The organism is Lelliottia sp. EB106-05-01-XG201 (assembly GCF_058791735.1).
In genome coordinates, this window is the sequence record NZ_JBYTDV010000001.1 from 3806216 (window position 1) to 3831634 (window position 25419).

The following is a 25419-nucleotide window of genomic DNA, read 5'->3' on the forward strand; positions in this document are numbered from 1 at the left end:
AAGTTTTTGGAAAAAGTAAAAATTTATTGTTTGTCTTTACAAAACTCATTCATTATTCCACTGCCATCAGGCGGCGGTATTCATCCCAGGCATACAAATCGGTCATGCCGCTGATATAGTCCTGAATAAGACGGCAGCGATAATAATATTCCAGAACCGGCCACTGCACGGATTCGCGATCGATTTTACTGACCGCTTCAACGTAGGCAAGTCGATGACGAGTCGAGAGTTTATGCAGCAGCCGCGTTTCAATCGGCAAACGTTTGATGCGATCTTTTTCCACCAGCTCGGTAAAGTCGTCGACGGATAATTGCAGCAGCGGTCGATAGATTTCCAGCAGGCCGCTGATCACCCGATAACCCTGTAATTCCAGCTGTTCAACGTCCGGATGACTGAAGACGTGGCGCATGGCGACATCTTTATACAACTCAAGGAGTTGGCTAAACCCGCTGTCATCTTCCAGCAGCGCATGATTAAACTCACCGCTAAAAATCGCCGGTAAATTGTCGATAAAACGCGACGCCGCGTAGGGCACCAGTTTATTTAAGGTATTGACCCGCAAATACATAAAGAACTGATCTTCCGTACTGCGACTCAATGAATTGGAACGGGATTTTTCCCACGCGTTTTCGACCACCTGAGAAAAGAGCGAGCCTTTTTCAGGCTTGCCCCAGGCGTCGTAAAGATGCTGATAAAGCTCCTCGACGCTAAATATTCTTTTCTCAACGGCGTCTTCCAGATCGGCCACGCAATAGGAAATATCGTCAGCGGCTTCCATAATCCACGTCAATGGAAAGCGCCCGTGCGGGGTCAGTGATAGTTCTTTACGCAGCCTTTCAATATAGCGTTCTTCAGACAAATAATAGCCGGGCTTTTTCATCAAATAGCTGTGCGACGCGGGCGGTTCACCCATCCACCACGCCGGGCGGGTATATTTGAGAATGCAGCCCACCTGCGCCCAGGTCAGGTTCATGCGCATCAGAGAATGCACCAGACGAATTCCCTGGGCGTTGCCTTCGAACTGGCAGAGATCCTGACGCACCTTGCGCCGCAGGTCGTTTAAGGCCTCTTCGCCTTCGCGCAGTTTTAGGGCTCTGACGATACAGCGGTCTTCGCTCAGGGGCTGACTTGCCGCATCGGACGGGAAAAGTTTCTGTTTGAACCAGTCATTGATCGCCGCCTCGCCGAAATGGCCGAACGGCGGGTTGCCGATGTCGTGCATCAGGCAGGCCATCTCCACGATGCTTTCGAACGGCCCGGTGAGTTCATCCAGACCATAAGTTTCCAGCAAACGCTGCTCTTTCAGACGGCTTAAAATCTCTTTGGCAATGTAGCGCCCGACCTGCTGTACTTCCATAGAATGGGTCAGACGGGTGCGAACGGCGGCATTGCGCTCCAGCGGGAAGACCTGAGTTTTTTGCTGCAGGCGGCGGATCGCCGGCGAGTTCACAATACGCCCGCGATCGCTTTCGAAGATACGCAGGATCTCGTGCTCGCTCTTTTCTCCCTGCGGAGAACGGAAACGACGATGCCAGTTAATTTTATTGCGAAAATCGATTGGTGCCATGAGCTCCCCCGCCTGAGAATGCGTTTCCCCTGATGCGCATGATAGACTATGCATCTTAACAAGGCACATCGCGAGTAAATCTATGAAAATCGGCATTATTGGTGCAATGGAAGAAGAAGTTACGCTCCTGCGTGACAAAATTGAGAACTGTCAGACGCTCTCTCTGGGTGGGTGTGAAATCTACACCGGCCAGCTGAACGGGACTGACGTCGCTCTGCTGAAATCAGGCATCGGTAAAGTGGCGGCAGCACTGGGCGCGACCCTGCTGCTTGAGCGCTGCAAACCGGATGTGATCATCAACACCGGTTCCGCTGGCGGTCTGGCTCCTACGCTGAAAGTGGGCGATATCGTGGTCTCCGATGAAGCGCGCTATCACGATGCCGATGTGACGGCATTCGGTTACGAATACGGCCAGCTGCCTGGCTGTCCGGCAGGCTTTAAAGCCGACGATAAACTGATTGCTGCGGCAGAAAGCTGCATCGCCGAGCTGAACCTGAACGCCGTGCGCGGCCTGATCGTCAGCGGCGACGCCTTTATCAACGGCTCCGTGGGCCTGGCGAAAATCCGCCACAACTTCCCGCAGGCGATTGCCGTAGAAATGGAAGCGACCGCGATTGCACACGTGTGCCATAACTTCAACGTGCCGTTTGTGGTGGTTCGCGCCATCTCCGACGTGGCCGATCAGCAATCCCACCTGAGCTTCGACGAGTTCCTGGCGGTTGCCGCCAAACAGTCCACCATCATGGTCGAAACCCTGGTGCAGAAACTGGCGCGTGGCTAAGTTTTCAAGGGCGCTGGTCGCCCTCTTTTTGCTGGCCCCGGCGTGGCTTTTCGCTGCGCCGCGAGTCATTACCCTCTCCCCCGCCAATACGGAACTGGCTTTTGCTGCCGGGATCACCCCCGTGGGCGTCAGCAGCTTTTCCGACTACCCACCCGAAGCGAAAAAGATTGAAGAGGTCTCGACCTGGCAAGGGATGAACCTTGAGCGGATCGTGGCGCTCAAACCGGATCTGGTGCTGGCCTGGCGCGGTGGGAATGCCGAGCGGCAGGTCAATCAACTCTCCTCACTGGGCATCAAAGTGCTGTGGGTCGATGCCATCAGCATTGAGCAAGTCGCGCAGGCGTTACGCGAGTTAGCCCCCTGGAGCCCAACGCCGAAAAAGGCCGAACAGGCCGCACAGCAACTGCTGAACGACTATGCTGCCCTCAAGGCGAAGTACGACACACCCAATAAAAAGCGCGTGTTCCTGCAGTTTGGCAGTCAGCCGCTGTTTACCACCGGAAAAGGCTCAATCCAGAACCAGGTTCTGGAGGTGTGCGGCGGTGAAAATATCTTTGCCGCCAGCCGCGTTCCCTGGCCGCAGGTCAGCCGCGAACAGGTGCTGGCGCGTCAGCCACAGGCCATTGTGGTGATTGGGAATGCGAGTGAGATTCCGAAAATTGAACAATTCTGGCAAAGCCAGCTAAAAATTCCGGTTATAGCCCTGCACAGTGACTGGTTTGAACGCGCAAGCCCGCGTATTATCCTCGCCGCAAAACAACTCTGCTCTGCCCTCGCGCAGAGCCAGTAATTAACCCTCATCGTCTGAGGATTGAAAAATGCTCGTTTATTGGCTGGATATCCTTGGCACAGCCGTTTTTGCTATCTCCGGCGTTCTGCTTGCGGGCAAGCTGCGCATGGATCCGTTTGGCGTGTTAGTGCTCGGCGTAGTGACGGCCGTCGGCGGGGGTACGATCCGCGACATGGCCCTCGATCATGGCCCGGTGTTTTGGGTCAGAGATCCCACGGATCTGGTGGTGGCGATGGTGACCTGTCTGTTGACGATCGTGCTGGTACGCCAGCCGCGCCGTTTACCGAAATGGATCCTGCCGGTGTTGGATGCCGTCGGCCTGGCGGTGTTTGTCGGGATCGGCGTCAATAAAGCCTTTATGGCGGGAACCGGTCCGCTGGTGGCGATTTGCATGGGCGTCCTGACCGGCGTCGGCGGCGGGATTATCCGCGATATTCTGGCCCGCGAAATCCCGATGATTCTGCGCACCGAAATCTACGCCACCGCCTGTATTATCGGCGGCATCGTTCACGCGACAGCGTTCTACACCTTTGGCGTTGAGCTGGAAACCGCGGCGATGATCGGCATGGTGGTCACGCTGGTGATTCGTCTGGCGGCCATTCGCTGGCATCTAAAATTGCCGACGTTTGCGTTGGATGAAAATGGAAGGTAAAAGCAAAACAGCAACCCATGGTTGCTGTTTTTAGTGTTTTCTCCCTCTCCCTGTGGGAGAGGGCCGGGGTGAGGGCATCAGGCCGCACCCTTCTGCACTTACCCGTAGGCCGGATAAGCGCAGCGCATCCGGCATTAAATGCTGAACGAAGAACCACACCCGCAGGTGCTTTTCGCGTTCGGGTTGGTCACCACAAAGCGCGATCCTTCCAGGCCTTCGGTGTAATCCACCGCGCCGCCAACCAGATACTGCAGGCTCATCGGGTCAACGACCAGCGCGACGCCCTGCTTCTCAATCGTCATATCTCCGTCGTTGATCTGATCGTCGAAGGTAAAACCATACTGGAAGCCGCTGCAACCGCCGCCGGTAATATACACACGCAGTTTCAGCTCCGGATTATTTTCATCCGCAATCAGGCTTTTCACTTTAATGGCTGCTGCTTCGGTAAACTGCAACGGCAGCGCTACGTCATCACTCATTTTTTGCTCCCATGAATACTGCTACTGAATCGGATTAAAAAACATCCAATTCTTTTTTTCATTATCTAATACCCTGGTAATTCATTCAAGTATTCTGCTTCTCAGCCAGTGCCGCCTCCTGCTTCGCCAGAGTACGAGCAAGAATAGTGGAGTATAACGGCTTTCCGCCCAGGAATTGGGCTAATAGTGTCGCGCCGAGACAGGTAATGATCATTGGCAAAATGAGCTGATAATTGTCCGTCATCTCGAGAACCAGCACGATGGCGGTCAGCGGCGCGCGCAAAGAGGCCGCCAGCAGCGCGCCCATTCCGGCGATCGCAAAGGTTCCGGCCTGCAGTTGATACGCCGGGAATCCTGCGGCAGCGGCCATGCCAAACGCGGTGCCGAGCAACATGCCCAGCGCCAGCATCGGGGCAAAAATGCCGCCCGGTGCGCCGGACGAGAAACAGAGCAGCGTTGTCACTACGCGAAAAATAAACAGAAACAGCAGCATGCCGAGGCTAAAATTCCCCGCCATGGCGATAGGGATCAGGCTAAACCCACCGCCCGCCGAACCCGGCTGGATCACGCCCAGCACGCCACACAGGCCGCCGAGCACACCGCCGATCAGCACCCACTTCGTAATATTCCCGCCATGAATGCGCTGGAACAAATCCTGGGTTTTGAGCACCAGGAAGTTAAACAGCGGCCCCAGCACGCCGAAAATCATCCCCAGGATCAGATACAGCCACAGCGTATTCACCGGCGCATTGGTGAGTTTCCCCACCTCAATCACCGCCGATTCGCCGTTAAAAATGCGGAACACGATGCTCGACATGATCACGCCGGTGAAGACCGCCTTGATCGAAATAAGGTTGTAGCGAAACTGCGGGCGCATCTCTTCGATGATAAACAGGATCCCGGCCAGCGGCGCGTTAAAGGCCGCCGACAGCCCTGCCGCCGCCCCGGTTGCCAGCAGCGTATGCCGCGCTTCGCCGCTGCGCATGCGGAAAATATCCCCCACCATGCGTCCGATATTCCCGCCGAGCTGCACCGTTGGCCCTTCGCGCCCCAGCACCATTCCCGCCCCGAGCGTGCCCATCCCGCCGATAAATTTGACCGGAATGACGCGCCACCAGCGCACCGGACGTAACTCTTCCAGCGCCCCTTCGATTTCAGGAATGCCGGACCCGCCCGCCTCCGGGGCGAATTTACGCACCAGGAAATAGCCGACCATCGCCAGCACTGCCGACAGCCCAAACGCCAGCGACCACAGCAGCCACGGGTTATCCGCCACGCCGCCGAGGGTGCCGATGCGCCAGTTCTGAACGCCATTCACGGCTTTCTCAAACGCCACGCCCACCAGCCCGGCGAGGGTTCCGACCACCGCTGCCGCCACCAGGATCATCAGCGGGGTTTTATCGCGATTCAGTAAGCGTCGGACGCTGTCCCGACGGCGACGGCGCGCAAATTGCTGTTCTTCAAAAGAGGAGTTTTCTGCTGTCATCTGGGGTTCTTATATTGGTCATACAAATAACGCAGGAGATTTTAAAGCCCCTGACGCCGCCCGTCGCCTGAAAAATCCTTAACAATTGTTTAGGATCATGCGGGCAAAAATTTTATAACGTCTGGCGAATCCCTTAGAATAGCTGGCTTAACCCTTTTCTACGAACCAGGAACGACGCTATGAGTAAGTCTGAAAACCTCTACAGTGCTGCACGCGAACTCATCCCAGGCGGGGTGAACTCCCCTGTTCGCGCCTTTACCGGCGTCGGCGGCACGCCGCTGTTTATCGAACGTGCGGACGGCGCGTATCTGTACGATGTGGATGGCAAAGCCTATATCGATTATGTCGGCTCCTGGGGTCCGATGGTGCTGGGTCATAACCACCCGACCATCCGCAACGCGGTAATTGAAGCGGCACAGCGCGGTCTGAGCTTCGGCGCACCGACCGAGATGGAAGTGAAAATGGCGGAGCTGGTGACCGAACTGGTCCCGACCATGGACATGGTGCGCATGGTGAACTCCGGTACGGAAGCGACCATGAGCGCGATTCGTCTGGCGCGTGGCTTTACCGGCCGCGACAAAATCATCAAATTCGAAGGCTGCTACCACGGCCACGCCGACTGCCTGCTGGTGAAAGCCGGTTCTGGCGCGCTGACCCTCGGCCAGCCGAACTCTCCGGGCGTGCCAGCGGATTTCGCCAAACACACCCTGACCTGCACCTATAACGACCTGGACACGGTTCGCGCCGCGTTCGAGCAGTATCCGCAGGAGATCGCCTGCATCATCGTCGAACCGGTCGCGGGTAACATGAACTGCATTCCACCGCAGCCGGAATTCCTGCCGGGCCTGCGCGCCCTGTGCGACGAGTTTGGCGCGCTGCTGATCATCGACGAAGTGATGACCGGCTTCCGCGTCGCGCTGGCAGGTGCCCAGTCTTACTACGACGTGGTACCGGATCTGACGTGTCTGGGCAAAATCATCGGCGGCGGTATGCCGGTGGGCGCATTCGGCGGACGTAAAGACGTGATGGAAGCTCTGGCCCCAACCGGCCCGGTTTATCAGGCGGGAACGCTGTCCGGTAACCCGATTGCGATGGCCGCCGGTTTCGCCTGTCTGACTGAAGTGGCGCAGCCGGGAATTCACGAAACCCTGACCGATCTGACCACGCAGCTGGCAAACGGCCTGCTGGAAGCCGCAGAAGAGACGGGGATTCCGCTGGTGGTGAACCACGTCGGCGGGATGTTCGGGATCTTCTTCACCGATGCGAAAACCGTGACCTGCTATCAGGACGTGGTGAAGTGCGACGTTGAGCGCTTTAAGCGCTTCTTCCACCTGATGCTGGAAGAGGGTGTGTATCTGGCACCGTCGGCGTTCGAGGCAGGCTTTATGTCGGTGGCGCACAGCGAAGAGGATATCAACAACACCATCGACGCGGCGCGCAGGGTGTTTGCGAAGCTTTGAGTTTGTCTTTGCCGGGTGGCGGCTTCGCCTTACCCGGCCTACAAAACCATGCCGTTCCTGTAGGCCGGGTAAGCGTTAGCGCCACCCGGCTTTTTATTACCTGCTCTGCTTCCTCAGCAAATAAATAAAGTACGGCGCCCCGATAAAGGTCGACAGCAGCCCTGCCGGGATCTGATACGGGAACAGCACCATCCTGCCCAGCCAGTCGGCAATCACCAGCATCATCCCACCGACCAGCGCCGACATCACGATATGCGGCATCGTGCGGCGGAAGCCCATCATGCGCGCGATGTGCGGCGCCATCAGGCCAACAAAGCTCAGCGGCCCGATGGTCATGGTCGCGACGGCGGTCAGACAGGCGGCCAGTAGCAACAATCCAACCCGCGACGGCGTCAGCGCAACCCCAACCGCCCGCGCGGTTTCACCGCCCAGTGGCAGAATGGTCATCCAGCGACGGCACAGCGGCGTGATCGCCAGCAGCAACACCATGGCGATCCCGGAATGGAACACCTGCGCGCCTGTCGCTTTGTAGGTCGACCCGGAAATCCAGGTCAGGATCTGCGCCATACGCGGATCGCCGCTGGCCTGCAGCATCATCAGCAGCATGGTAAATGCGGTGCTCAGCGCCATCCCGGCAAGCAGCATCCGGTGCGGTGAAAAGCCTCCACGTCCGGCGGCGATCATAATGATCATCAGCGTCGCGGCGGCACCGATACTCCCCGCAGGCATCAGCCAGCCAAAGGCGTCGCCCGGCACGAAGAACAGCATCATCACCACGCCAAACGCCGCGCCGGAGCTGATGCCTAACACTTCCGGACTCGCCATCGGGTTGCCGGTCAGACGCTGAATAATGCACCCCGCCACCGCCAGCATCACACCTGCGATCAACGCCGAGAAAATACGCGGCCAGCGCCACTGCATCAGTTCATCCAGCATCGGGCCGGTCGCCCAGTGCCAGCCGCTGGCGTCACGTCCCAGAGAGAGTGCGATCCAGGCGACGATCAACAGCACGATCAGGCCCGTCAGAACAAACCACTGAATGTGCTGCCGTTCCGCATAGACTTTATCCCCGGCGTCCATCGCCGGGGCGCTCATGCTGCGCAGACGCGGCAGCAGCCAGAGCAGGAGCGGCGCACCAATGAGGGCGGTGACGGAGCCGGTCGAGACCTCCATCCACACCCGCGCCAGCCAGAGAATGATTTGATCGGATAGCCAGAGGATCAGCGCCCCAATCAGCGGGGCCAGCATCAGGCGCGACAGCAGACGGCGCGCGCCGAGCATCTTCGCCAGCAGCGGCGCAAACAGCCCGATAAAGCCGATGATCCCAACAGCATTCACCAGCAACGCGCTGAGCACAATCGCCAGCGTCAGCGCCGCGAGGCGCGCCAGGGAAAGCGCCAGTCCGAGATTGCGCGCCACGCCGTCGTCCAGCCCCATCAGGGTCAGCGGACGCAGCAGCAGCAAGGTCAGTAAGACGCCGCCGATCAGCTGCGGCCACAGGCGCTGAACGATGCTCCAGTCGGTCTGGGTCAGCGTCCCGGTACTCCACAGGAACATGCTTTGCAGCTGGTCGTGATGGAACAGCACCAGCAGCTGGTTGATCGCCCCGCAGTAGAGGCTCACCACCAGACCGGCCAGAATCAGCGTCACCGGAGAAAGGCGTTTTCCCCAGGCCACGCCGAACACCAGCGCGCCCACCACGCAGGCGCCCGCCAGCGCCGCGAACTGGCTGGTGAGTGCCCCGGGCAGCGCCCAGAGCGTGGTAATGGTGATCCCGAGCTGTGCGCCGGTGGCGACGCCGAGCGTGGTCGGTTCCGCCAGCGGATTACGCAGCACCTGCTGGAACAGCACGCCGACCAGCCCCAGCCCTGCGCCCACCAGCAGCGAAATCGCCAGGCGTGGCAACAGGCTGTAGTGGAACAGCATCTGCTGGATGTTATCGATATCCGGAACGGAAAATGCCTGGCCCCACTGCGCGCGCGGCAGGGCAATCGACAGATTCGACCAGGTTAAAACCAGTGCGACAACGAAAACGACGCTCAGTAACAGCGCCGGGAAAAGTGCGATCCGTGACTTCATGCTTTGCCTCCCAGCGCACCGTCAAGCACGCGGGCAAAGTGCATCGCCGACAGCGTCGCCCCGTAGAACCACACCGCAGGCACGCGCTGGAATCGCTGCTCGCGCACGAACGGCATCGCCTGCCAGAGCGGCGTCGCCATCAGCTTTTGCATTTCGCGGTCATTGCCATGATCGAAACAGAGCACATCTACATCGCGGAATTGCGCCAGACGGTCGATGCCGACGGTGGTGCTGCCCCAGAAGGTCATCTCTCCTTCCCAGGCATTCGGAATATTGAAACGATCGAGCACTTCCTGGAACAGGCAGTTTTTGCCAAACACCAGCACGTGACGCGCATCCAGCAGCGTGACCATCAGCAACGGACGGTCGCCGCGCGCGGCAAAGCGCGGTTTGAGGGAGTCGATAAAATGGTCGAAATGGTCGAGGTGCTCTTTTGCCGCCGCCTCGCGGTCCAGAAGCTGGGCCATTTCGTTAATCGAGTGACGCGCCATGGTCAGCGGTTTTTTCCCGTCGCTGAAGGTGAAGCCCCGCCCCGGCGCGATGCGCGCCAGCGTCTCCGGCGAAGGGCCGTAGCCCGCAGACCAGACCAGATAAGAAGGTTTCATCTGGGTCAGCAGCTCGAGATTCGGCTCGGTGCGCAGACCGATGTCGATAGTCGAAGCCGGGATTTTCGGCTCGTTGACCCACATGTTGTAGTTGGGAATATCCGCGACGCCGTAGGGCGCGATCCCCAGGGCCAGCATCAGCTCAACCGGAAGCCACTCCAGCGCCACGATGCGGTGTGGATCGATGGCTGCCGCGCGCGCGGTATTCATTTTTAGCAGCAGTGGCGAAAGCGCCAGCGCCGTCAGTAACCGACGACGACTTATCAAAGTTGGATCCAGCATCAATACACAAAGCTCACCGGTGCAGCCCCTGCAGGATGAGGCAGGATACCCATTGGAATACCGTAGATCAGTTCCAGCGTTTCGCCGCGCATCAGCTCAGACGGCGTGCCCTGAGCAATCATCTCGCCGCCGCGCAGGGCCACCAGATAATCGCAGTAGCGTGCGGCCATGTTGATATCGTGCAGAACGGCAATCACCGTCAGCCCTTTCTGCTGGCTGAGGCGATGGATCAGCGCCAGGACATCCACCTGATGGGCGATGTCCAGCGCCGAGGTCGGTTCGTCGAGCAGCAGGCAGTTGCTGTCCTGCGCCACCAGCATCGCAATCCACGCGCGCTGACGCTCGCCGCCCGAAAGGCTATCCACCAGACGATGCGCCAGCGGTTTTAGTCCCACCAGTGCGATCGCCTCTTCCACTTTCTCTCTGTCGGCCACCCCAAAACGCCCGAGCGCGCCGTGCCACGGATAACGTCCAATCGCTACCAGCTCGCGCACGGTCATCCCTTCGGCCTGCGGCAGTTGCTGCGGCAGATAGGCCACCTTGCGGGCAAAGGCTTTGCTTTTCCAGCTGTCGAGCGGCTGCCCGTCGAGCAGGATCTCCCCTTCGGACGGCGGCTGATGGCGACCCAACATTTTGAGCAGTGTGGATTTACCAGAACCGTTGTGACCGATAAGGCCCGTGACTTTACCGACAGGGAATGTCAAAGAGAGCGGATGCAGCAGCGTGCGTCCAGGGACGCGAAAGGAGGTGTTATCAAGCGCAAACGTGGTATCGGAGTGCGTTTTATTTTCCTGCATAGTGGCCAACTTGTTAAAGGGCACGGCGAACCGTGCCCGAAAAGAGATTAGAAGCGGAAGGTCGCCGTGGCGACAACCTGGCGTTCAGCACCCCAGAAGCAGCCGTAGGTGTTGAAGCAGCTCGCGACGTATTCACGATCCAACAGGTTGTTGACGTGAACCGCGACGTTCGATCCCGCCATACCAAAGCGCGCCAGATCGTAACGCACTAGGGCATCGACAACGGTGTAACTGCCCACTTTGAAGGAGTTCGCCGGGTCGCCGTAGCTGGAGCCGGTCAGACGTCCGCCGGTACCCAGGGTCAGGCCAGACAGCGCGCCATCATAGAAGGTGTAGTCGCCCCACAGGGAAGCCATGTGTTTTGGCACCTGCGCTGGGGTGTTGCCTTTGTAGTTGGTGTCGGTGGTGTATTCCGCATCGGTGTAGGTGTAAGACCCGACCACGTTAACACTCGCAGACAGCGCCGCTTTGGCTTCGATTTCCACGCCGCGGGAGCGGATTTCGCCGCCTTCAACGGAGAAGAAGGAGCCCGCAGGATCAGCCATCAGGTTGTTGGTTTTGGTCAGCTGGTAGACCGCACCGGTCAACACGATAGGACGATCGCTCGGCACATATTTCACACCGGCTTCGTACTGCTTACCTTTAGAAGGTGCGAACGGTTTACCCTGTGCGTCAGTCTGTGATGACGGTTCAAAAGATTCGCTGTAGCTGAAGTACGGGGTTACGCCGTTATCAAACAGGTAGTTAACGCCGCCACGCCAGGTGAACTGAGTATCATCGCGGCTGGCAGTCGTACCCGCCACGCGGTTGTAGGACTCCTGATCGGCCCAGTCGTAACGACCGCCTAAGGTGACCAGCACTTTATCCCACTGCGCCTGATCCTGAACGTACAGACCCGTTTGCTTCTGCTTGTTCAGAACCTGATACGGACCGGAGTTCGCCGGATCTTTCGAATTGAAATCGAAATCGGTGTACACCGGGTTGTAGAGATCCAGCAGCGGTACGGAGTCGTCGTAGCCGAACCAGGAGTTGATGTCGTTACGCATACGCATAAAGTCAACGCCGGTCAGCAGGGTGTGATCCCACGCGCCGGTAGCAAATTTGCTCTGCAGCTGGGTATCGACGGTGAAGTTTTGCAGCTTCTCATCATCCACCACGTATTTACGTGCCAGATAATGGCCTTTGTCCGCTGGCGCTAACGCCGCGCACTGCTTGTTAAAGCTGTTCGCTGGATCGGAACAGACGCCGTAACCGTAGACGCTGTTTTGCGAGGTTTTGTTCTCAGCAAAGCGCAGGTTCTGACGCACGGTAAAGGTGTCGTTGAACTCGTGGTCGAAGCTGTATCCCACCATTTTCTGGTTACGGGAATAGGTGTTGTTCTTCGCGCCTTCGTTGAAGTCGGTCGGCAGACGGCTGCCGTTTGGCAGCGGATCAACCGTCCCCTCTTTTGGCAACCAGCCGTAGTAGCCGGTTTCTGGCTCATTCTGGAAGTAAGAGAGGAAGGTGAAGTTAGTTTTGTCATCCGGACGCCAGGAGAACGACGGTGCGATGGCATAACGCTGCTCTTCTGCACGCTCCTGCTGGGCGTTATTGGAACGCGCCACGCCGGTCAGACGGTAGGAGTACACGCCGTCATCATCGATAGCATCGCTGAAGTCAAACCCGGTCTGGAACAGGCTGTCGGTGCCGACTTTAAACTGGATCTCTTTCAGCGGCTCCGTCATCGGGCGCTTGCTGACCATGTTCAGCAAACCGCCTGGGCTGCTTTTTCCGTACAGGACAGAAACCGGACCACGCATGATTTCCGCGCGCTCTAGCATATAAGGGTCGATTACCGCGTCGTTATAGAAGTTGCCCTGCATCTTCATACCGTCGAGGTAGTTGTTCTGGCTCTGACCATCGGCCGCAAAACCGCGGATCACCAGATAGTCATAGGTGTTCGATGCGCCACGCGTGCCAACGGCAACGCCTGGGGTGTAGCTCAACGCCTCTTTCACCGAGCGTGGCTGGTGCAGCGCCATCTCTTCGGCAGTCACCACAGAAATAGACTGCGGCACCTTCTGGATAGGCGTATCGGTTTTGGTCCCGGTCGCAGATTGACGCGCCGCGATGGTCGCCGCCGGTCCCCATGCACTTTCCGTCGCAGCAGGCGCCGCGGTGACGGTGATGGTTTCTTCTTTTTTAGGGGTTTCAGCCGCATGTGCTAAAGCAGACATGCCGCTTACCGCTGTGGCTACGACGACTGCGATTTTACGCAGCGAAGGACTCATTGGCTGAGCAGTTTTGAGCGCCATTGGTATATCTCTGATGAAAGAGTGAATGATAACGTAAACGAGAATTATTATTATGACCGCAGAATAATATGCGAAACGCTGGCGGCATAGCAAGCGATATGCGGCCCTACAAGAATTGAGGGTTTAAGAAATAACCAGAGGGAAAATGAGGAGTTAAAACAGGATTAAATAAGGGTTAGGAATATGTTCTGTATGCGTGAATAAATTCCCTCTCCCGCAGGAGAGGGGATTCACTGGCTTAGTTACTGCCGAACATATCCTTAATCCAGCCCGCCACGCCGTCGCTGTCTTTCTTCTCATTCTGCGGCTGCTGCTGTTGCTGCTGCGGCTGCTGTTGAGGCTGAGACTGCTCAAACGGGTTGCCCGTTGGCTGTTCAGGCTGGCTTTGCTGGCACAGGGATTCCGGCTTGTCGGTCCACACCGGAAGCGTTCGCATTCCGCCGCCGCAGACAAAGTTACCGGACTCATCCACGCCCATATCGACGATATCTTCCGGCGGCGTCAGGTTCAGCGGCACCGGCGACTGGTTGGTCAGGTAGCGCTGGTAGATTGACATCGCACCGCTCGCACCGTACAGCTTGGTCGGCTGGTTGTTGTCGCGTCCTACCCAGGTGATCACCACTTCACGCCCGTCAATACCGGCGAACCAGGTATCGACGTTGTTGTTGGTGGTCCCGGTTTTACCCGCCAGATGCAGGCCCGGATATTTCGCGCCCAGCTGGCGACCGGTACCGCGCTGCACGACCTGCTGCATGGTCCACAGGGTCATGTAGGCCGCCTGCGCCGGAACCACGCGTTCCGCCTGCGGGAAGCTCTGATACAGCACCGTGCCGTCTTCGGCAATGACCGAACGCACCGCAGAGAGCTGCGCGCGGTTACCGCCGCTGGCGATGGTCTGGAACGCCTGCGCCACTTCGATTGGCGTCAGGTTCAGTGCCCCCAGAATCATGGCCGGAACCGGATGGAGCTGATCTTTCGGCACGCCCAGTTTTTCCCAGGTGTCGGTAATCGCTGGTAGTCCCAGCGCCATACCGAGGTTCACCGTCGGAACGTTCATGGAACGCGTTAACGCATCCACCAGCATCACCTGGCCGCTGAACTGTTTATCGTCGTTCTGCGGAGACCACACCTGACCGTTCGGCTGACGCAGTGCAATCGGCGCATCGGCAATCCAGGTATTCAGTCGATACTGATTCGGCTGGCTCAGCGCGGTGAGATAGGTCGCCGGTTTAGCCAGAGAACCAATCGAACGACGCGCCTGCATCGCACGGTTGTAGCCCGCAAACTGCGGCTCTGCCCCGCCGACCATCGCGCGCACTTCGCCGCTGTAGCGATCGACCACCACCATCGCGGTTTCCAGATCGCTCAGCTTACGCTGCTTTTTCAGCGCCGGAATGCCGTCAACGGCGGCTTTCTCGGCGGCGTCCTGGGCAACGGAGTCAAAGGTGGTAAAGATCTTCACGCCGGAGAGATCTTTCACTTTGTCGCCGAGCTTAGTCTGCAGCTCCTGACGCACCATCTGCATAAACGCAGGCTGTGGCGAAATCACACCACCGCGCGGCTGCACGCCCAGAGGACGGGCGCTCAGCATGTCGTACAGCTCCTGATCGATCACCTGCTGCTGTTGCAGCAAGCGCAGAACCAGGTTACGACGCTCCAGCGCCAGTTTCGGGTTACGCCACGGGTTGTAGATTGACGCCCCTTTTACCATGCCGACCAGCAGTGCCTGTTGGTCGAGGCTCAGCTCTTCCACCGGACGACCAAAGTAGTACAGGCTCGCCAGCGGGAAGCCGCGGATCTCGTTATCGCCGCTCTGACCGAGATACACCTCGTTCATGTACAGCTCAAGAATGCGATCTTTGCTGTAGCGGGCGTCCATCAGCACGGCCATGTACGCTTCGTTGGCCTTACGCCAGTAGGAGCGTTCGCTGGAGAGGAACAGGTTTTTCACCAGCTGCTGGGTCAGGGTACTCGCCCCCTGCACCGTACGACCGGCGGTCAGGTTCGCCAGCACCGCACGCCCGATGGAGTACAGGCTCACGCCGTCGTGCTCGTAGAAGTGACGGTCTTCGGTCGCCAGCAGGGTATCCACCAGCAGATCCGGGAAGCCATTACGCGCCACAAACAGGCGCTGCTCGCCGTTTGGCGAGGAGAGCATGGTGATCAGGCGCGGATCGAGACGGAAGAAACCGAACTGACGGTTGCTGTCCAGGTTCTCGATGGTTTCCAGATGATCGCCGTCAAAGGTCAGACGCGCGCGCACCTGGCCCTCTTTGCTGTCCGGGAAATCAAACGGACGGCGAATCATCTCGATGCTGCTCGCCTGCACGGTGAACTCGCCAGGACGGGTCATTTTCGACACCTGACGGTACTGCGTGGCTTCCAGCAGTTTGACCATTTCGTTCTTGCTGATGGACATGTCCGGCTCAAGGTTCACCATGCGGCCATAGACCGCCGCAGGTAACTGCCAGACTTTCCCGTCGATACGGCTGCGGATCTTCTGATCCAGATAGACGCCGTAGATCGCCATCAGCGCGACAAATACAATAAACAGCTTCAGCAGCAGCCAGAACCAGCCGCGTCTGCCGCGAGGTTTACCCCCTTTGCCCTTCCCTTTACGTGGCATCGGTTCATCCTCATCATCGTCTTCATAGTCATCGTCATAATCCTCATCTCTGAGGCGACGACGGCTGATTTTTTCCTTCGCCGGACGCGCAGGTTTCCCTTTACGTCCTATTGGCTCGCGGTCATTCCCCGCCATGCTTTTTCTCCGCAACATTCAGGCGCAATGGCCCGATTCTCTTTTCTTCCACCCAACGGTGAAAGAAGAAATCTCTCAAAAACATTAACTCCCTCTCCCTGTGGGAGAGGGCTGGGGTGAGGGCATCAGCGCGCACCTTTCCCTCACCCTAACCCTCAAGGGAGAGGGGATCACGAATACTTCTTCGTCCGCCGCGTTGGCGCGGTATTCGCCGGATCGTCCGGCCAGACGTGTTTCGGGTAGCGCCCTTTCATCTCTTTCTGCACTTCACGATAGCTTCCGGCCCAGAACGCGCCCAGATCGCGGGTGATTTGCAGCGGACGATGGGCCGGCGACAGCAGCTCCAGCACCAGCGGCACGCGCCCGTCGGCAATCGACGGCGTGGTGGCCTCGCCAAACATCTCCTGCATCCGTACCGCCAGCGCCGGTGGATTATCTTCATGATATCGAATGGCAATCCGACTTCCGGTGGGCACAGTGTAATGCGAGGGGAGCGAACTCACCAGCCGTTGACGTAATGACCAGTCGAGTAAATTCTCAAGCGCGGCCTTCACATCCAGCGATTTCAGGGCCTTCAGGGAGTGGACACCGCTCATTTCGGGCAACAGCCAGGTTTCCAGCGAGGCCAAAAGCGACTCGTCGTCCACCGCAGGCCAGCCGATTTCCGGCAGCCAGCGCGCGGCGCAGTGCAACCGCAGACGATACTGTTCCGCCTCCGGCGTCCAGTTCAGTACGCTTAGCCCTTTATCGCGAATGCCGTTGAGCATCGCCTGATGCAGCTCCTCTTCCGAGGGTTTCGCCAGCGGTTTAACGCTCACGGTAAGCTTGCCGATCTGGCTGCGACGAAAGGCTTTCAGCGTCCCATGCGCATCGTCCCACTCGATGGTGTCCGACTGCTGCAACAGCTGCGGGCAGACGCGCGTGAGTGCGTCGATATCCACGGCAATCGCCTGCAATATCCGCGCATCCGGGGACGAACTCCCCTGCAACAGCAGCGGGGCGATCAGCCATTCGTGGCGGGTGAGTGCATCGTCGCTGTCGAGCATCGCCCCCATGCCGTTCGCCAGCTGATAGCGGCCGTCCAGCCCGCGACGGCGTGCGATGCGATCCGGGAAAGCCTGCGCCAGCAGACGGGCGATCAGATCGCTGTCCAGCGCCCCGCCGCGACTGTTCAGGCGCTGACAAAGCCGCTGGGCGCGCTGCTGCCAGTTGGGCTGATTGCGCGAAAATGCCGACGCCAGATCGCAGCTCCCACCGCGCGGAGGCTCTTCGAGGATCGCCGCGAGCTTTGCGGCAGTCGCGATTTCGTCATCGTTTTTGGCCGACACCAGCATCGCCGCCAGACGCGGTTCGTTGCCGAGCGTCGCCATCTTTTGACCGCGTGACGACAGGCGATCGTTCTCCAGCGCGCCGAGCTGAGTGAGCAGCCGACGCGCCGCCGCCAGATTCACCGCAGGCGGCTGATCCAGCCAGATCAGTTGGCTCGGGTCCGGACAGCCCCACTGCAGCAGCTCCAGCAGCAGCCCGGAGAGATCGCTTTGCAGGATTTCCGGCGTACTTTGGGCCGCCGCCCGTTCCGCCTGCTCCGCGCTGGTGAGATGCAGACAGATACCCGGCTCCAGACGCCCGGCGCGGCCCGCGCGCTGGGTCATTGACGCCTGGCTGATGCGCTGGGTCAGCAGGCGCGTCAGGCCGGTGCGCGGATCGAAACTCGCCACCCGCTCCTGGGCCGTATCGACCACCAGACGGATGCCTTCGATGGTTAAACTGGTTTCGGCGATATTGGTCGCCAGCACCACTTTGCGCTGCCCGGCGGGTGGCGGAAGAATGGCTTTGCGCTGTTCATTGAGGGACAGCGCGCCGTACAACGGGCAGAGCAGCACATCGCTCCCGACGCGTGCCGCGAGCTTCTCCTGCACGCGCTGAATTTCGCCGACGCCGGGTAAAAACAGCAGCAGCGAGCCGGGCTCCTGACGCAGCAGTTCTGCTGTAGCGATAGCCACCGCCTCATCAAAGCGCTGATTCGCCGACAGAGACTGGTAGCGACGCTCGACCGGGAACGCCCGCCCTTCGGAGGCGATCGTCGGGGCATCCGGCAGCCTCTGCTGCAAACGTGCGTTATCCAGCGTTGCGGACATGATTAACAGTTTGAGATCGTCGCGCAGCCCTTGCTGCACATCGAGCAACAACGCCAGCGCCAGATCGGCCTGCAGGCTGCGCTCGTGAAATTCATCGAGGATCACCAGCCCCACGCCGCTCAGTTCAGGATCGTTTTGCATCATCCGGGTGAGAATGCCCTCCGTCACCACTTCGAGGCGCGTCGCGGGGCCGACGCAGGTTTCGGCGCGCATGCGATACCCGACCGTCTCGCCCGGCTTTTCGCCCAGCAGTTCGGCGAGTCGTTGCGCCACGTTGCGCGCCGCCAGCCTGCGCGGCTCGAGCAGAATAATTTTTCCGGGAATGTTGCCCTCTTTGAGGATCTGCAGCGGCAGCCACGTCGATTTACCCGCGCCCGTGGGGGAATTGAGCAGGATCTGCGGGGCATGTCGTAGGGCAGCAAGAAGCTCAGGAAGGACGGCGGCGACCGGCAATGAGGACACGAACAGCTCCAGAGGGTTAACATTAGACGGCGGACATTGTAGCATCGGCGCATATCATTACCGAGCCCCCCTTATGTCTGAGCCGAAACGCCTGTTTTTCGCCATTGAGCCACCTGCAAAAATTCAGCGACAGATCGTCCGCTGGCGCGCCGCGAATTTCCCGGCAGAAGCGGGCCGCCCGGTGGCGGCCGCTAATTTACATCTGACGCTGGCGTTTCTCGGTGAGGTGAGCGCGGAGAAGCAGCAGGCGCTGTCGGCGATGGCCGGGCGCATCCGCCAGCCGGGCTTTACTCTCAATCTGGACGATGCCGGTCAATGGCTGCGCTCGCGCGTAGTATGGCTGGGCACGCGTCAGCCGCCGCGCGGTTTGTTGCAGCTGGCGAATTTACTGCGCGCTCAGGCCGCGCGCAGCGGTTGCTATCAAAGCCCGCAGCCGTTTCACCCGCATCTCACCCTGCTGCGCAACACCAGTCACGCCGTTGCCATTCCCGCACCCGGTTTTAGCTGGAGCTTTCCGGTGACGGAGTTTGTGCTTTACGAATCGGTATTCCACCAGGGACGCACTCGCTACACGCCGCTCTCACGCTGGACGTTGAGCGACTAATCAAGGATCCACGATGAAGTTTACCCCTGCCCTACAGCACGCCACTCTGATTCAACGCTATAAGCGTTTTCTCGCCGACGTCGTGACGCCCGAAGGCGAGCATCTGACGCTGCACTGCCCAAACACCGGCGCGATGACCGGCTGCGCCACGCCGGGCGACAGGGTTTGGTACTCCACGTCGTTGAATCCTAAACGCAAATATGCCCACACCTGGGAAATCACAGAAACTCAGCAAGGGGCGTTTATCTGCGTTAATACCCAGCGCGCCAACCCGCTGGTGAAAGAGGCCATCGACGCCGGGCTGATTCCGGAGCTCACCGGATACAGCGTCATAAAAGGCGAAGTGAAATATGGCGAGGAAGGCAGCAGAATTGACTTTATGCTACAGGCGGATGACCGCCCTGAGTGCTATATTGAAGTCAAATCAGTGACGTTAGCAGACAAGGATAATGGCTACTTTCCGGATGCGGTGACGCTACGCGGCCAAAAGCATCTGCGAGAGCTAATGAGTGTTGCGGCGGCGGGCAAGCGCGCCGTATTGCTGTTTGCCGTGTTGCATTCAGCCATTGAACGATTCTCACCCGCCCGCCACATTGACCCGAAGTACGCACAATTGTTGAATGAGGCACAAAAGCAGGGGGTAGAAGTTTTCGCTTATAAAGCGGAACTTTCTGCCGATAATATGACTCTGAAGTCGACGCTCCCCGTTGTGTTATAAGGGGTTAGAAGATGACGATTTGGTGTTCTGGCCGCGTGCGCAAATACGCTTTTCCTCACAGGCTTGTCAAGTGTTACGTTTAGATAATTGCCTTACGGAAAAGCATCTGCTATTTATAGCGACCTGATTTTTCCCCCACACGGGGATCGATAGTGCGTGTTAAGGAGAAGCAACATGCAAGAAGGGCAAAACCGTAAAACATCGTCCCTGAGTATTCTCGCCATCGCTGGGGTGGAGCCGTACCAAGAGAAACCGGGCGAAGAGTATATGAACGAAGCCCAGCTGTCTCACTTCAAGCGTATTCTTGAAGCATGGCGTAATCAACTTAGGGATGAAGTCGATCGCACTGTTACACATATGCAAGACGAAGCAGCAAACTTCCCGGATCCGGTAGACCGTGCCGCTCAGGAAGAAGAGTTCAGCCTCGAACTGCGTAACCGTGACCGCGAACGTAAACTCATCAAAAAGATTGAGAAAACGCTGAAGAAGGTCGAGGACGAAGATTTCGGTTACTGCGAGTCCTGCGGTGTGGAAATTGGCATTCGTCGCCTGGAAGCGCGTCCGACTGCCGATCTGTGCATCGACTGCAAAACGCTGGCTGAAATCCGCGAAAAACAGATGGCCGGTTAATCCCTGCCCTGTCGTAACGATCATAAAGGCGGGAGTCACTCCCGCCTTGTGACTTTTTGTCTGCTGTGAATATGCCTCAATCCGACTATATCGGGCGCTTTGCGCCATCTCCCTCTGGTGAGCTGCACTTTGGCTCGCTCATCGCCGCTCTCGGCAGTTATCTGCAAGCGCGCTCTCAGCACGGCATCTGGCGCGTGCGTATCGAAGATATTGACCCCCCTCGTGAAGTTCCCGGTGCGGCAGAAACTATCCTGCGTCAGCTGGAACATTACGGCCTGAACTGGGACGGTGAAGTTTTTTGGCAATCGCAACGTCATGAGGCTTATCGCGAGCGCCTGGCGTGGCTGTATGAGCAAGGGCTCTCGTATTATTGCACCTGCACCCGTGCGCGTATTCAGAGCGCAGGCGGCGTGTATGACGGTCATTGCCGGACCCTGAATAATGGGCCAGACAATGCGGCGGTGCGTCTGCTTCAACATCATCCGGTGACCCGCTTTGAGGATTTACTGCTCGGCGAAATTAACGCCGATGAACGTCTGGCGCGGGAAGATTTCATTATTCATCGTCGCGACGGCTTATTTGCCTATAATCTTGCCGTGGTGGTGGACGATCATTTCCAGGGCGTGACGGAAATTGTGCGCGGCGCGGATTTGATTGAACCGACGGTGCGACAAATTTCCCTGTATCAGCACTTTGGCTGGCCGGTACCGGATTATATTCATCTGCCGCTGGCGATGAATGAACACGGGAATAAACTTTCAAAGCAGAATCACGCGCCGGCGCTGCCTGACGGCGATCCGCGCCCTGTTTTGATCGACGCATTACGATTTCTAAACCAAAATGTAAACAATGAATGGCAGGATTTATCCGTTGAGGAATTGCTGAAAAAAGCTGTCGAGGGCTGGTCGCTCTCCGCAGTGCCAAAAATCCAGCATTCTCAAATGCGTCTCGCTGAGCTATGATTAGCCGCTTTTTACACGAAGCATCCATGCTGCATCAAGGCGGCAACTGAGTGAATCGCTGGGAGTTTACACGTGTAAACGACCAGTGTGAGCGAAGGCAGCCAACGCAGAGGCAGCATGGAGGATGACGTGTAATTTTTTTGTCCTATAAATGAAACACACTACCGAGGTGTACTATTTTTACTCGAGTCGCTAATTTTTGCCGTAAGGTGCTAAGCCGCGATGAGAGCGTAGCGAATGACGCTATTGCTCAATCCCATATGTCGGTTATTCCGCGTGAGCAGCACACTATTTCCCGCAAAGATATCAGTGAAAATGCCCTCAAGGTGCTCTATCGTCTGAATAAAGCAGGCTACGAGGCCTATCTCGTGGGCGGCGGGGTTCGCGATTTACTGCTTGGCAAAAAACCAAAAGATTTTGACGTGACGACCAGCGCCACGCCGGAACAGGTGCGTAAATTATTCCGCAACTGTCGTCTGGTCGGCCGTCGTTTCCGTCTAGCTCACGTGATGTTTGGGCCGGAAATTATCGAAGTGGCCACCTTCCGCGGTCACCACGAAGCGGGCGCTCCGACCGATCGCACCACTTCTCAGCGCGGCCAGAACGGCATGCTGCTGCGTGACAACATCTTTGGTTCCATCGAAGAAGATGCCCAGCGTCGCGATTTCACCATCAACAGCCTTTACTACAGCGTGGCCGATTTCACGGTGCGTGATTTCGTCGGCGGCGTGCAGGATCTGAAAGAGGGCGTGATTCGCCTGATTGGTAATCCTGAGACGCGCTACCGCGAAGATCCGGTGCGCATGCTGCGTGCCGTGCGCTTTGCCGCCAAGCTGAATATGCAGATCAGCCCGGAAACGGCCGAGCCGATCCCGCGTCTGGCAACGCTCATCAACGACGTGCCACCGGCGCGCCTGTTCGAAGAAGCGCTGAAAATGCTGCAGGCGGGTTATGGGTATGAAACCTATAAACTGCTGCGCGAAAACAGCCTCTTCCAGCCGCTGTTCCCAACCATCGTGCGCTACTTCACTGAAAGCGGTGACAGCCCAATGGAGCGCATCATCGCCCAGGTGCTGAAAAACACCGACACCCGCATTCATAACGATATGCGCGTGAACCCGGCGTTCCTGTTCGCGGCAATGTTCTGGTATCCGCTGCTCGAAACCGCGCAGAAGATTGCCCAGGAAAGCGGTCTGGCCTATTACGACGCCTTCGCGCTGGCCGCGAACGACGTGCTGGATGAAGCCTGCCGTACGCTGGCAATTCCTAAGCGCATTACCACCCTGGTTCGCGATATCTGGCAGCTGCAGCTGCGTATGTCTCGCCGTCAGGGCAAGCGCGCGTGGAAGCTGATGGAACATCCAAAATTCCGTGCGGCTTACGATCTGCTGGCGCTGCGCGCTGAGATCGAAAACAGCAAAGAGCTGCAAAGTCTGGCCCAGTGGTGGGGTGAATTCCAGGTGTCCGCGCCGCCGGAACAGAAAGGGATGCTCACCAACCTGGACGAAGAGCCAGAACCGCGTCGCCGTCATCGTCGCCCACGCAAGCGCGCACCGCGCCGCGAAGGCAGCGCATGACCCTCGCGTATATCGCCATCGGCAGCAATCTGGCCTCTCCGCTGGAGCAGGTCAACGCTGCCGTTCAGGCGTTAAGCGAGATCCCACAGAGCCGCCTGGTGGCGGTTTCTGCGTTTTACCGCACGCCGCCGCTCGGGCCACAGGATCAACCTGATTACCTGAACGCCGCCGTGGTGCTGGAAACGGCTCTCGATGCCGAAACCTTGCTGGATAACACCCAGCGCATTGAGCTCCAGCAGGGCCGCCAGCGCAAAGCAGAACGCTGGGGACCGCGCACGCTGGATCTGGATATCATGCTGTTTGGCGATGAAGTGATTCATACGGAACGCCTGACAGTGCCGCATTACGACATGAAAAATCGCGGTTTTATGCTCTGGCCGCTATTTGAAGTCGCCCCTGAATTAACCTTCCCGACCGGCGAATCGCTGCAGACTATTTTGCAGAAGCTTAACGCCGAAAAACCCGCCCTCTGGTAAACCCGCTTTTTTGCTGATTAACCCCAAAATATTTGCTGTTAATCGGTTGCCTAAAATCATTGTTCCACTGAATGTTACTGTTAGAATGCGCAAAGATTCGTTTTGGGCCATCAGGAAACATTATGAAACCAACCACCATCGCCTTATTGCAGAAATGCAAACAGGAAAAGAGACGCTTCGCCACGATCACCGCCTATGACTACAGCTTTGCGAAGCTGTTTGCCGATGAAGGCATTAACGTCATGCTGGTCGGCGACTCGTTAGGGATGACGGTACAAGGACATGATTCCACCCTGCCAGTGACGGTAGAAGAGATTGCTTATCACACCCGCGCCGTACGTCGCGGCGCGCCAAACTGCCTGCTGCTTTCCGATCTGCCTTTCATGGCCTATGCCACGCCAGAACAAGCCTTTGAAAACGCCGCTGCGGTGATGCGCGCGGGCGCTAATATGGTGAAAATCGAAGGCGGGGCATGGCTTATCGAGACGGTGAAAAAGCTGACCGAGCGCGCCGTACCGGTGTGCGGCCACCTTGGGTTAACCCCGCAGTCGGTGAACATCTTCGGCGGGTATAAAGTTCAGGGTCGCGGTGAAGCAGGACAAACGCTTCTGGACGATGCCCTGGCCCTGGAAGCCGCCGGTGCGCAGCTGCTGGTGCTGGAGTGCGTGCCTGTAGAACTCGCTAAACGCGTCACCGAAGCGCTCTCCATTCCGGTGATCGGTATTGGCGCAGGCAACGTCACCGACGGGCAGATCCTGGTGATGCACGACGCCTTCGGCATTACCGGCGGCCATATTCCTAAATTTGCGAAGAATTTCCTGAGCACCGCGGGCGACATGCGCGCTGCGGTCAGGCAGTATATTGCCGACGTCGAATCCGGTGTTTACCCGGGTGAAGAACACAGTTTCCATTAAGGAGTCTCGTTGTGCTAATCATTGAAACCCTGCCGCTGCTGCGTCAGCACATTCGCCGCCTGCGTCAGGAAGGTAAACGTATCGCCCTGGTTCCAACCATGGGAAATCTGCATGACGGCCACATGAAACTGGTCGAGGAAGCCAAAGCCCGCGCCGATGTGGTGGTGGTCTCTATCTTCGTGAATCCGATGCAGTTCGACCGCGCAGACGATCTGGCGCGCTATCCGCGCACGCTGCAGGAAGATTGCGAGAAGCTCAAAAAACACCACGTGGATTTCGTCTTCTCGCCTGCGCCTGCCGATATCTATCCGCAGGGCACCGAAGGCGCGACCTTTGTCGACGTGCCGGGCATTTCAACGATGCTCGAAGGGGCCAGCCGTCCGGGCCATTTCCGCGGCGTTTCGACCATTGTCAGCAAGCTCTTCAACCTGGTGCAGCCGGACGTCGCCTGCTTCGGCGAGAAAGATTTCCAGCAGTTGGCGCTAATCCGCAAAATGGTCGCCGACATGGGGTATGACATCGACATCGTCGGCGTGCCGATTGTGCGCGCCAAAGACGGCCTGGCGCTCAGCTCCCGCAACGGGTATCTGACCGCTGACCAGCGCAAAATCGCACCTGGACTCAGCAAAGTGATGAACGCGATGGCGGAAAAGCTCAAAGCTAACGAGCTGACGGCGGAAGAGATTATCGCCATCGGCGAACAGGAGCTGAACGAAAAAGGGCTGCGTGCCGACGACGTGCAAATCCGCGATGCGGACACGCTGCTTGAGCTTTCTGACACCAGCAAACGCGCCGTGATTCTGGTTGCCGCGTGGCTTGGTCAGGCCCGTCTGATCGACAATAAAGTGGTTGAGCTGACGCAGTAGACAGCGACTAAAAATCGGGCAATACTGCGCTGATATTTG

Annotated in this window: 21 protein-coding genes; 12 read left to right on the forward strand and 9 right to left on the reverse strand. The window is 58.1% G+C overall.

Annotated elements, in window-relative coordinates:
- Positions 1–52: 52 nt before the first annotated feature.
- On the reverse strand, positions 53–1567 hold the full coding sequence (gene dgt, locus AC3WS9_RS17815) for a dGTPase (protein ID WP_492489635.1): 1515 nt from the start codon (positions 1565–1567) through the stop codon (positions 53–55).
- A gap of 82 nt (positions 1568–1649) precedes the next feature.
- On the opposite strand from dgt, the gene mtnN reads away from it, so the two are divergent.
- Genes mtnN through AC3WS9_RS17830 form a run of 3 tightly spaced genes read left to right on the forward strand, consistent with a single transcriptional unit; the run spans position 1650 to position 3790 of the window.
- Positions 1650–2348 carry a 5'-methylthioadenosine/S-adenosylhomocysteine nucleosidase gene (gene mtnN / locus AC3WS9_RS17820; RefSeq protein ID WP_282491701.1) on the forward strand — a complete coding sequence of 233 codons (699 nt, stop codon included), beginning with the start codon at positions 1650–1652 and terminating at the stop codon, positions 2346–2348.
- The gene (btuF, locus tag AC3WS9_RS17825) at positions 2341–3138 is read left to right on the forward strand and encodes a vitamin B12 ABC transporter substrate-binding protein BtuF (RefSeq protein ID WP_285153800.1); all 798 of its coding nucleotides are present in this window, start codon (positions 2341–2343) and stop codon (positions 3136–3138) included. The genes mtnN and btuF overlap by 8 nt, the downstream gene beginning before the upstream one ends.
- A gap of 28 nt (positions 3139–3166) precedes the next feature.
- Positions 3167–3790: a TRIC cation channel family protein gene (locus AC3WS9_RS17830; protein ID WP_282491699.1), complete on the forward strand. Its 624-nt coding sequence runs from the start codon at positions 3167–3169 to the stop codon at positions 3788–3790.
- Positions 3791–3924: 134 nt separating this feature from the next.
- On the opposite strand, the gene erpA is transcribed toward AC3WS9_RS17830, so the two are convergent.
- On the reverse strand, positions 3925–4269 hold the full coding sequence (erpA, locus tag AC3WS9_RS17835; protein WP_100777570.1) for an iron-sulfur cluster insertion protein ErpA: 345 nt from the start codon (positions 4267–4269) through the stop codon (positions 3925–3927).
- 85 nt (positions 4270–4354) lie between these two features.
- Positions 4355–5755 carry a H(+)/Cl(-) exchange transporter ClcA gene (clcA, locus tag AC3WS9_RS17840; protein ID WP_492489639.1) on the reverse strand — a complete coding sequence of 467 codons (1401 nt, stop codon included), beginning with the start codon at positions 5753–5755 and terminating at the stop codon, positions 4355–4357.
- A 179-nt stretch (positions 5756–5934) separates the two neighbouring features.
- Here clcA and hemL point away from each other — a divergent pair, with 179 nt between their 5' ends.
- Positions 5935–7215 (forward strand): glutamate-1-semialdehyde 2,1-aminomutase, encoded by a 1281-nt coding sequence (gene hemL / locus AC3WS9_RS17845; RefSeq protein ID WP_285145970.1) that lies wholly within the window; start codon positions 5935–5937, stop codon positions 7213–7215.
- A 96-nt stretch (positions 7216–7311) separates the two neighbouring features.
- On the opposite strand, the gene fhuB is transcribed toward hemL, so the two are convergent.
- From fhuB to hrpB, 6 genes are all read right to left on the reverse strand, one after another.
- Entirely contained in the window at positions 7312–9294 is a 1983-nt protein-coding gene (gene fhuB / locus AC3WS9_RS17850; protein WP_492489640.1) for a Fe(3+)-hydroxamate ABC transporter permease FhuB, read from the reverse strand.
- Positions 9291–10181, reverse strand: a complete 891-nt coding sequence (fhuD, locus tag AC3WS9_RS17855) for a Fe(3+)-hydroxamate ABC transporter substrate-binding protein FhuD (RefSeq protein ID WP_285153791.1) — start codon at positions 10179–10181, stop codon at positions 9291–9293. Before fhuD ends, fhuB begins: the two co-directional genes overlap by 4 nt.
- On the reverse strand, positions 10181–10978 hold the full coding sequence (gene fhuC / locus AC3WS9_RS17860) for a Fe3+-hydroxamate ABC transporter ATP-binding protein FhuC (RefSeq protein WP_282491694.1): 798 nt from the start codon (positions 10976–10978) through the stop codon (positions 10181–10183). Before fhuC ends, fhuD begins: the two co-directional genes overlap by 1 nt.
- Positions 10979–11025: 47 nt before the next feature.
- The gene (gene fhuA, locus AC3WS9_RS17865; protein WP_492489643.1) at positions 11026–13272 is read right to left on the reverse strand and encodes a ferrichrome porin FhuA; all 2247 of its coding nucleotides are present in this window, start codon (positions 13270–13272) and stop codon (positions 11026–11028) included.
- Positions 13273–13510: 238 nt separating this feature from the next.
- The gene (gene mrcB / locus AC3WS9_RS17870; RefSeq protein ID WP_285153788.1) at positions 13511–16033 is read right to left on the reverse strand and encodes a bifunctional glycosyl transferase/transpeptidase; all 2523 of its coding nucleotides are present in this window, start codon (positions 16031–16033) and stop codon (positions 13511–13513) included.
- Positions 16034–16203: 170 nt separating this feature from the next.
- A complete protein-coding gene (gene hrpB, locus AC3WS9_RS17875) occupies positions 16204–18633 on the reverse strand; it encodes an ATP-dependent helicase HrpB (RefSeq protein ID WP_492489645.1) in 2430 nt (809 codons plus the stop codon).
- A gap of 73 nt (positions 18634–18706) precedes the next feature.
- Here hrpB and thpR point away from each other — a divergent pair, with 73 nt between their 5' ends.
- The 8 genes from thpR to panC all read left to right on the forward strand — a co-directional run bounded on the left by thpR (position 18707) and on the right by panC (position 25380).
- Entirely contained in the window at positions 18707–19237 is a 531-nt protein-coding gene (gene thpR / locus AC3WS9_RS17880; protein ID WP_282491690.1) for an RNA 2',3'-cyclic phosphodiesterase, read from the forward strand.
- Between the two features lie 13 nt (positions 19238–19250).
- Positions 19251–19955, forward strand: a complete 705-nt coding sequence (sfsA, locus tag AC3WS9_RS17885) for a DNA/RNA nuclease SfsA (RefSeq protein WP_282491689.1) — start codon at positions 19251–19253, stop codon at positions 19953–19955.
- A gap of 174 nt (positions 19956–20129) precedes the next feature.
- Positions 20130–20585 (forward strand): RNA polymerase-binding protein DksA, encoded by a 456-nt coding sequence (gene dksA / locus AC3WS9_RS17890; RefSeq protein WP_001155232.1) that lies wholly within the window; start codon positions 20130–20132, stop codon positions 20583–20585.
- A gap of 71 nt (positions 20586–20656) precedes the next feature.
- On the forward strand, positions 20657–21547 hold the full coding sequence (gene gluQRS / locus AC3WS9_RS17895; protein ID WP_492489655.1) for a tRNA glutamyl-Q(34) synthetase GluQRS: 891 nt from the start codon (positions 20657–20659) through the stop codon (positions 21545–21547).
- 176 nt (positions 21548–21723) lie between these two features.
- Entirely contained in the window at positions 21724–23124 is a 1401-nt protein-coding gene (pcnB, locus tag AC3WS9_RS17900; RefSeq protein ID WP_282491734.1) for a polynucleotide adenylyltransferase PcnB, read from the forward strand.
- On the forward strand, positions 23121–23600 hold the full coding sequence (gene folK, locus AC3WS9_RS17905; RefSeq protein WP_492489657.1) for a 2-amino-4-hydroxy-6-hydroxymethyldihydropteridine diphosphokinase: 480 nt from the start codon (positions 23121–23123) through the stop codon (positions 23598–23600). The genes pcnB and folK overlap by 4 nt, the downstream gene beginning before the upstream one ends.
- 122 nt (positions 23601–23722) lie before the next feature.
- Positions 23723–24514: a 3-methyl-2-oxobutanoate hydroxymethyltransferase gene (gene panB, locus AC3WS9_RS17910; protein ID WP_285145979.1), complete on the forward strand. Its 792-nt coding sequence runs from the start codon at positions 23723–23725 to the stop codon at positions 24512–24514.
- 11 nt (positions 24515–24525) lie between these two features.
- Positions 24526–25380: a pantoate--beta-alanine ligase gene (gene panC / locus AC3WS9_RS17915; protein WP_282491685.1), complete on the forward strand. Its 855-nt coding sequence runs from the start codon at positions 24526–24528 to the stop codon at positions 25378–25380.
- Positions 25381–25419 lie beyond the last annotated feature (39 nt).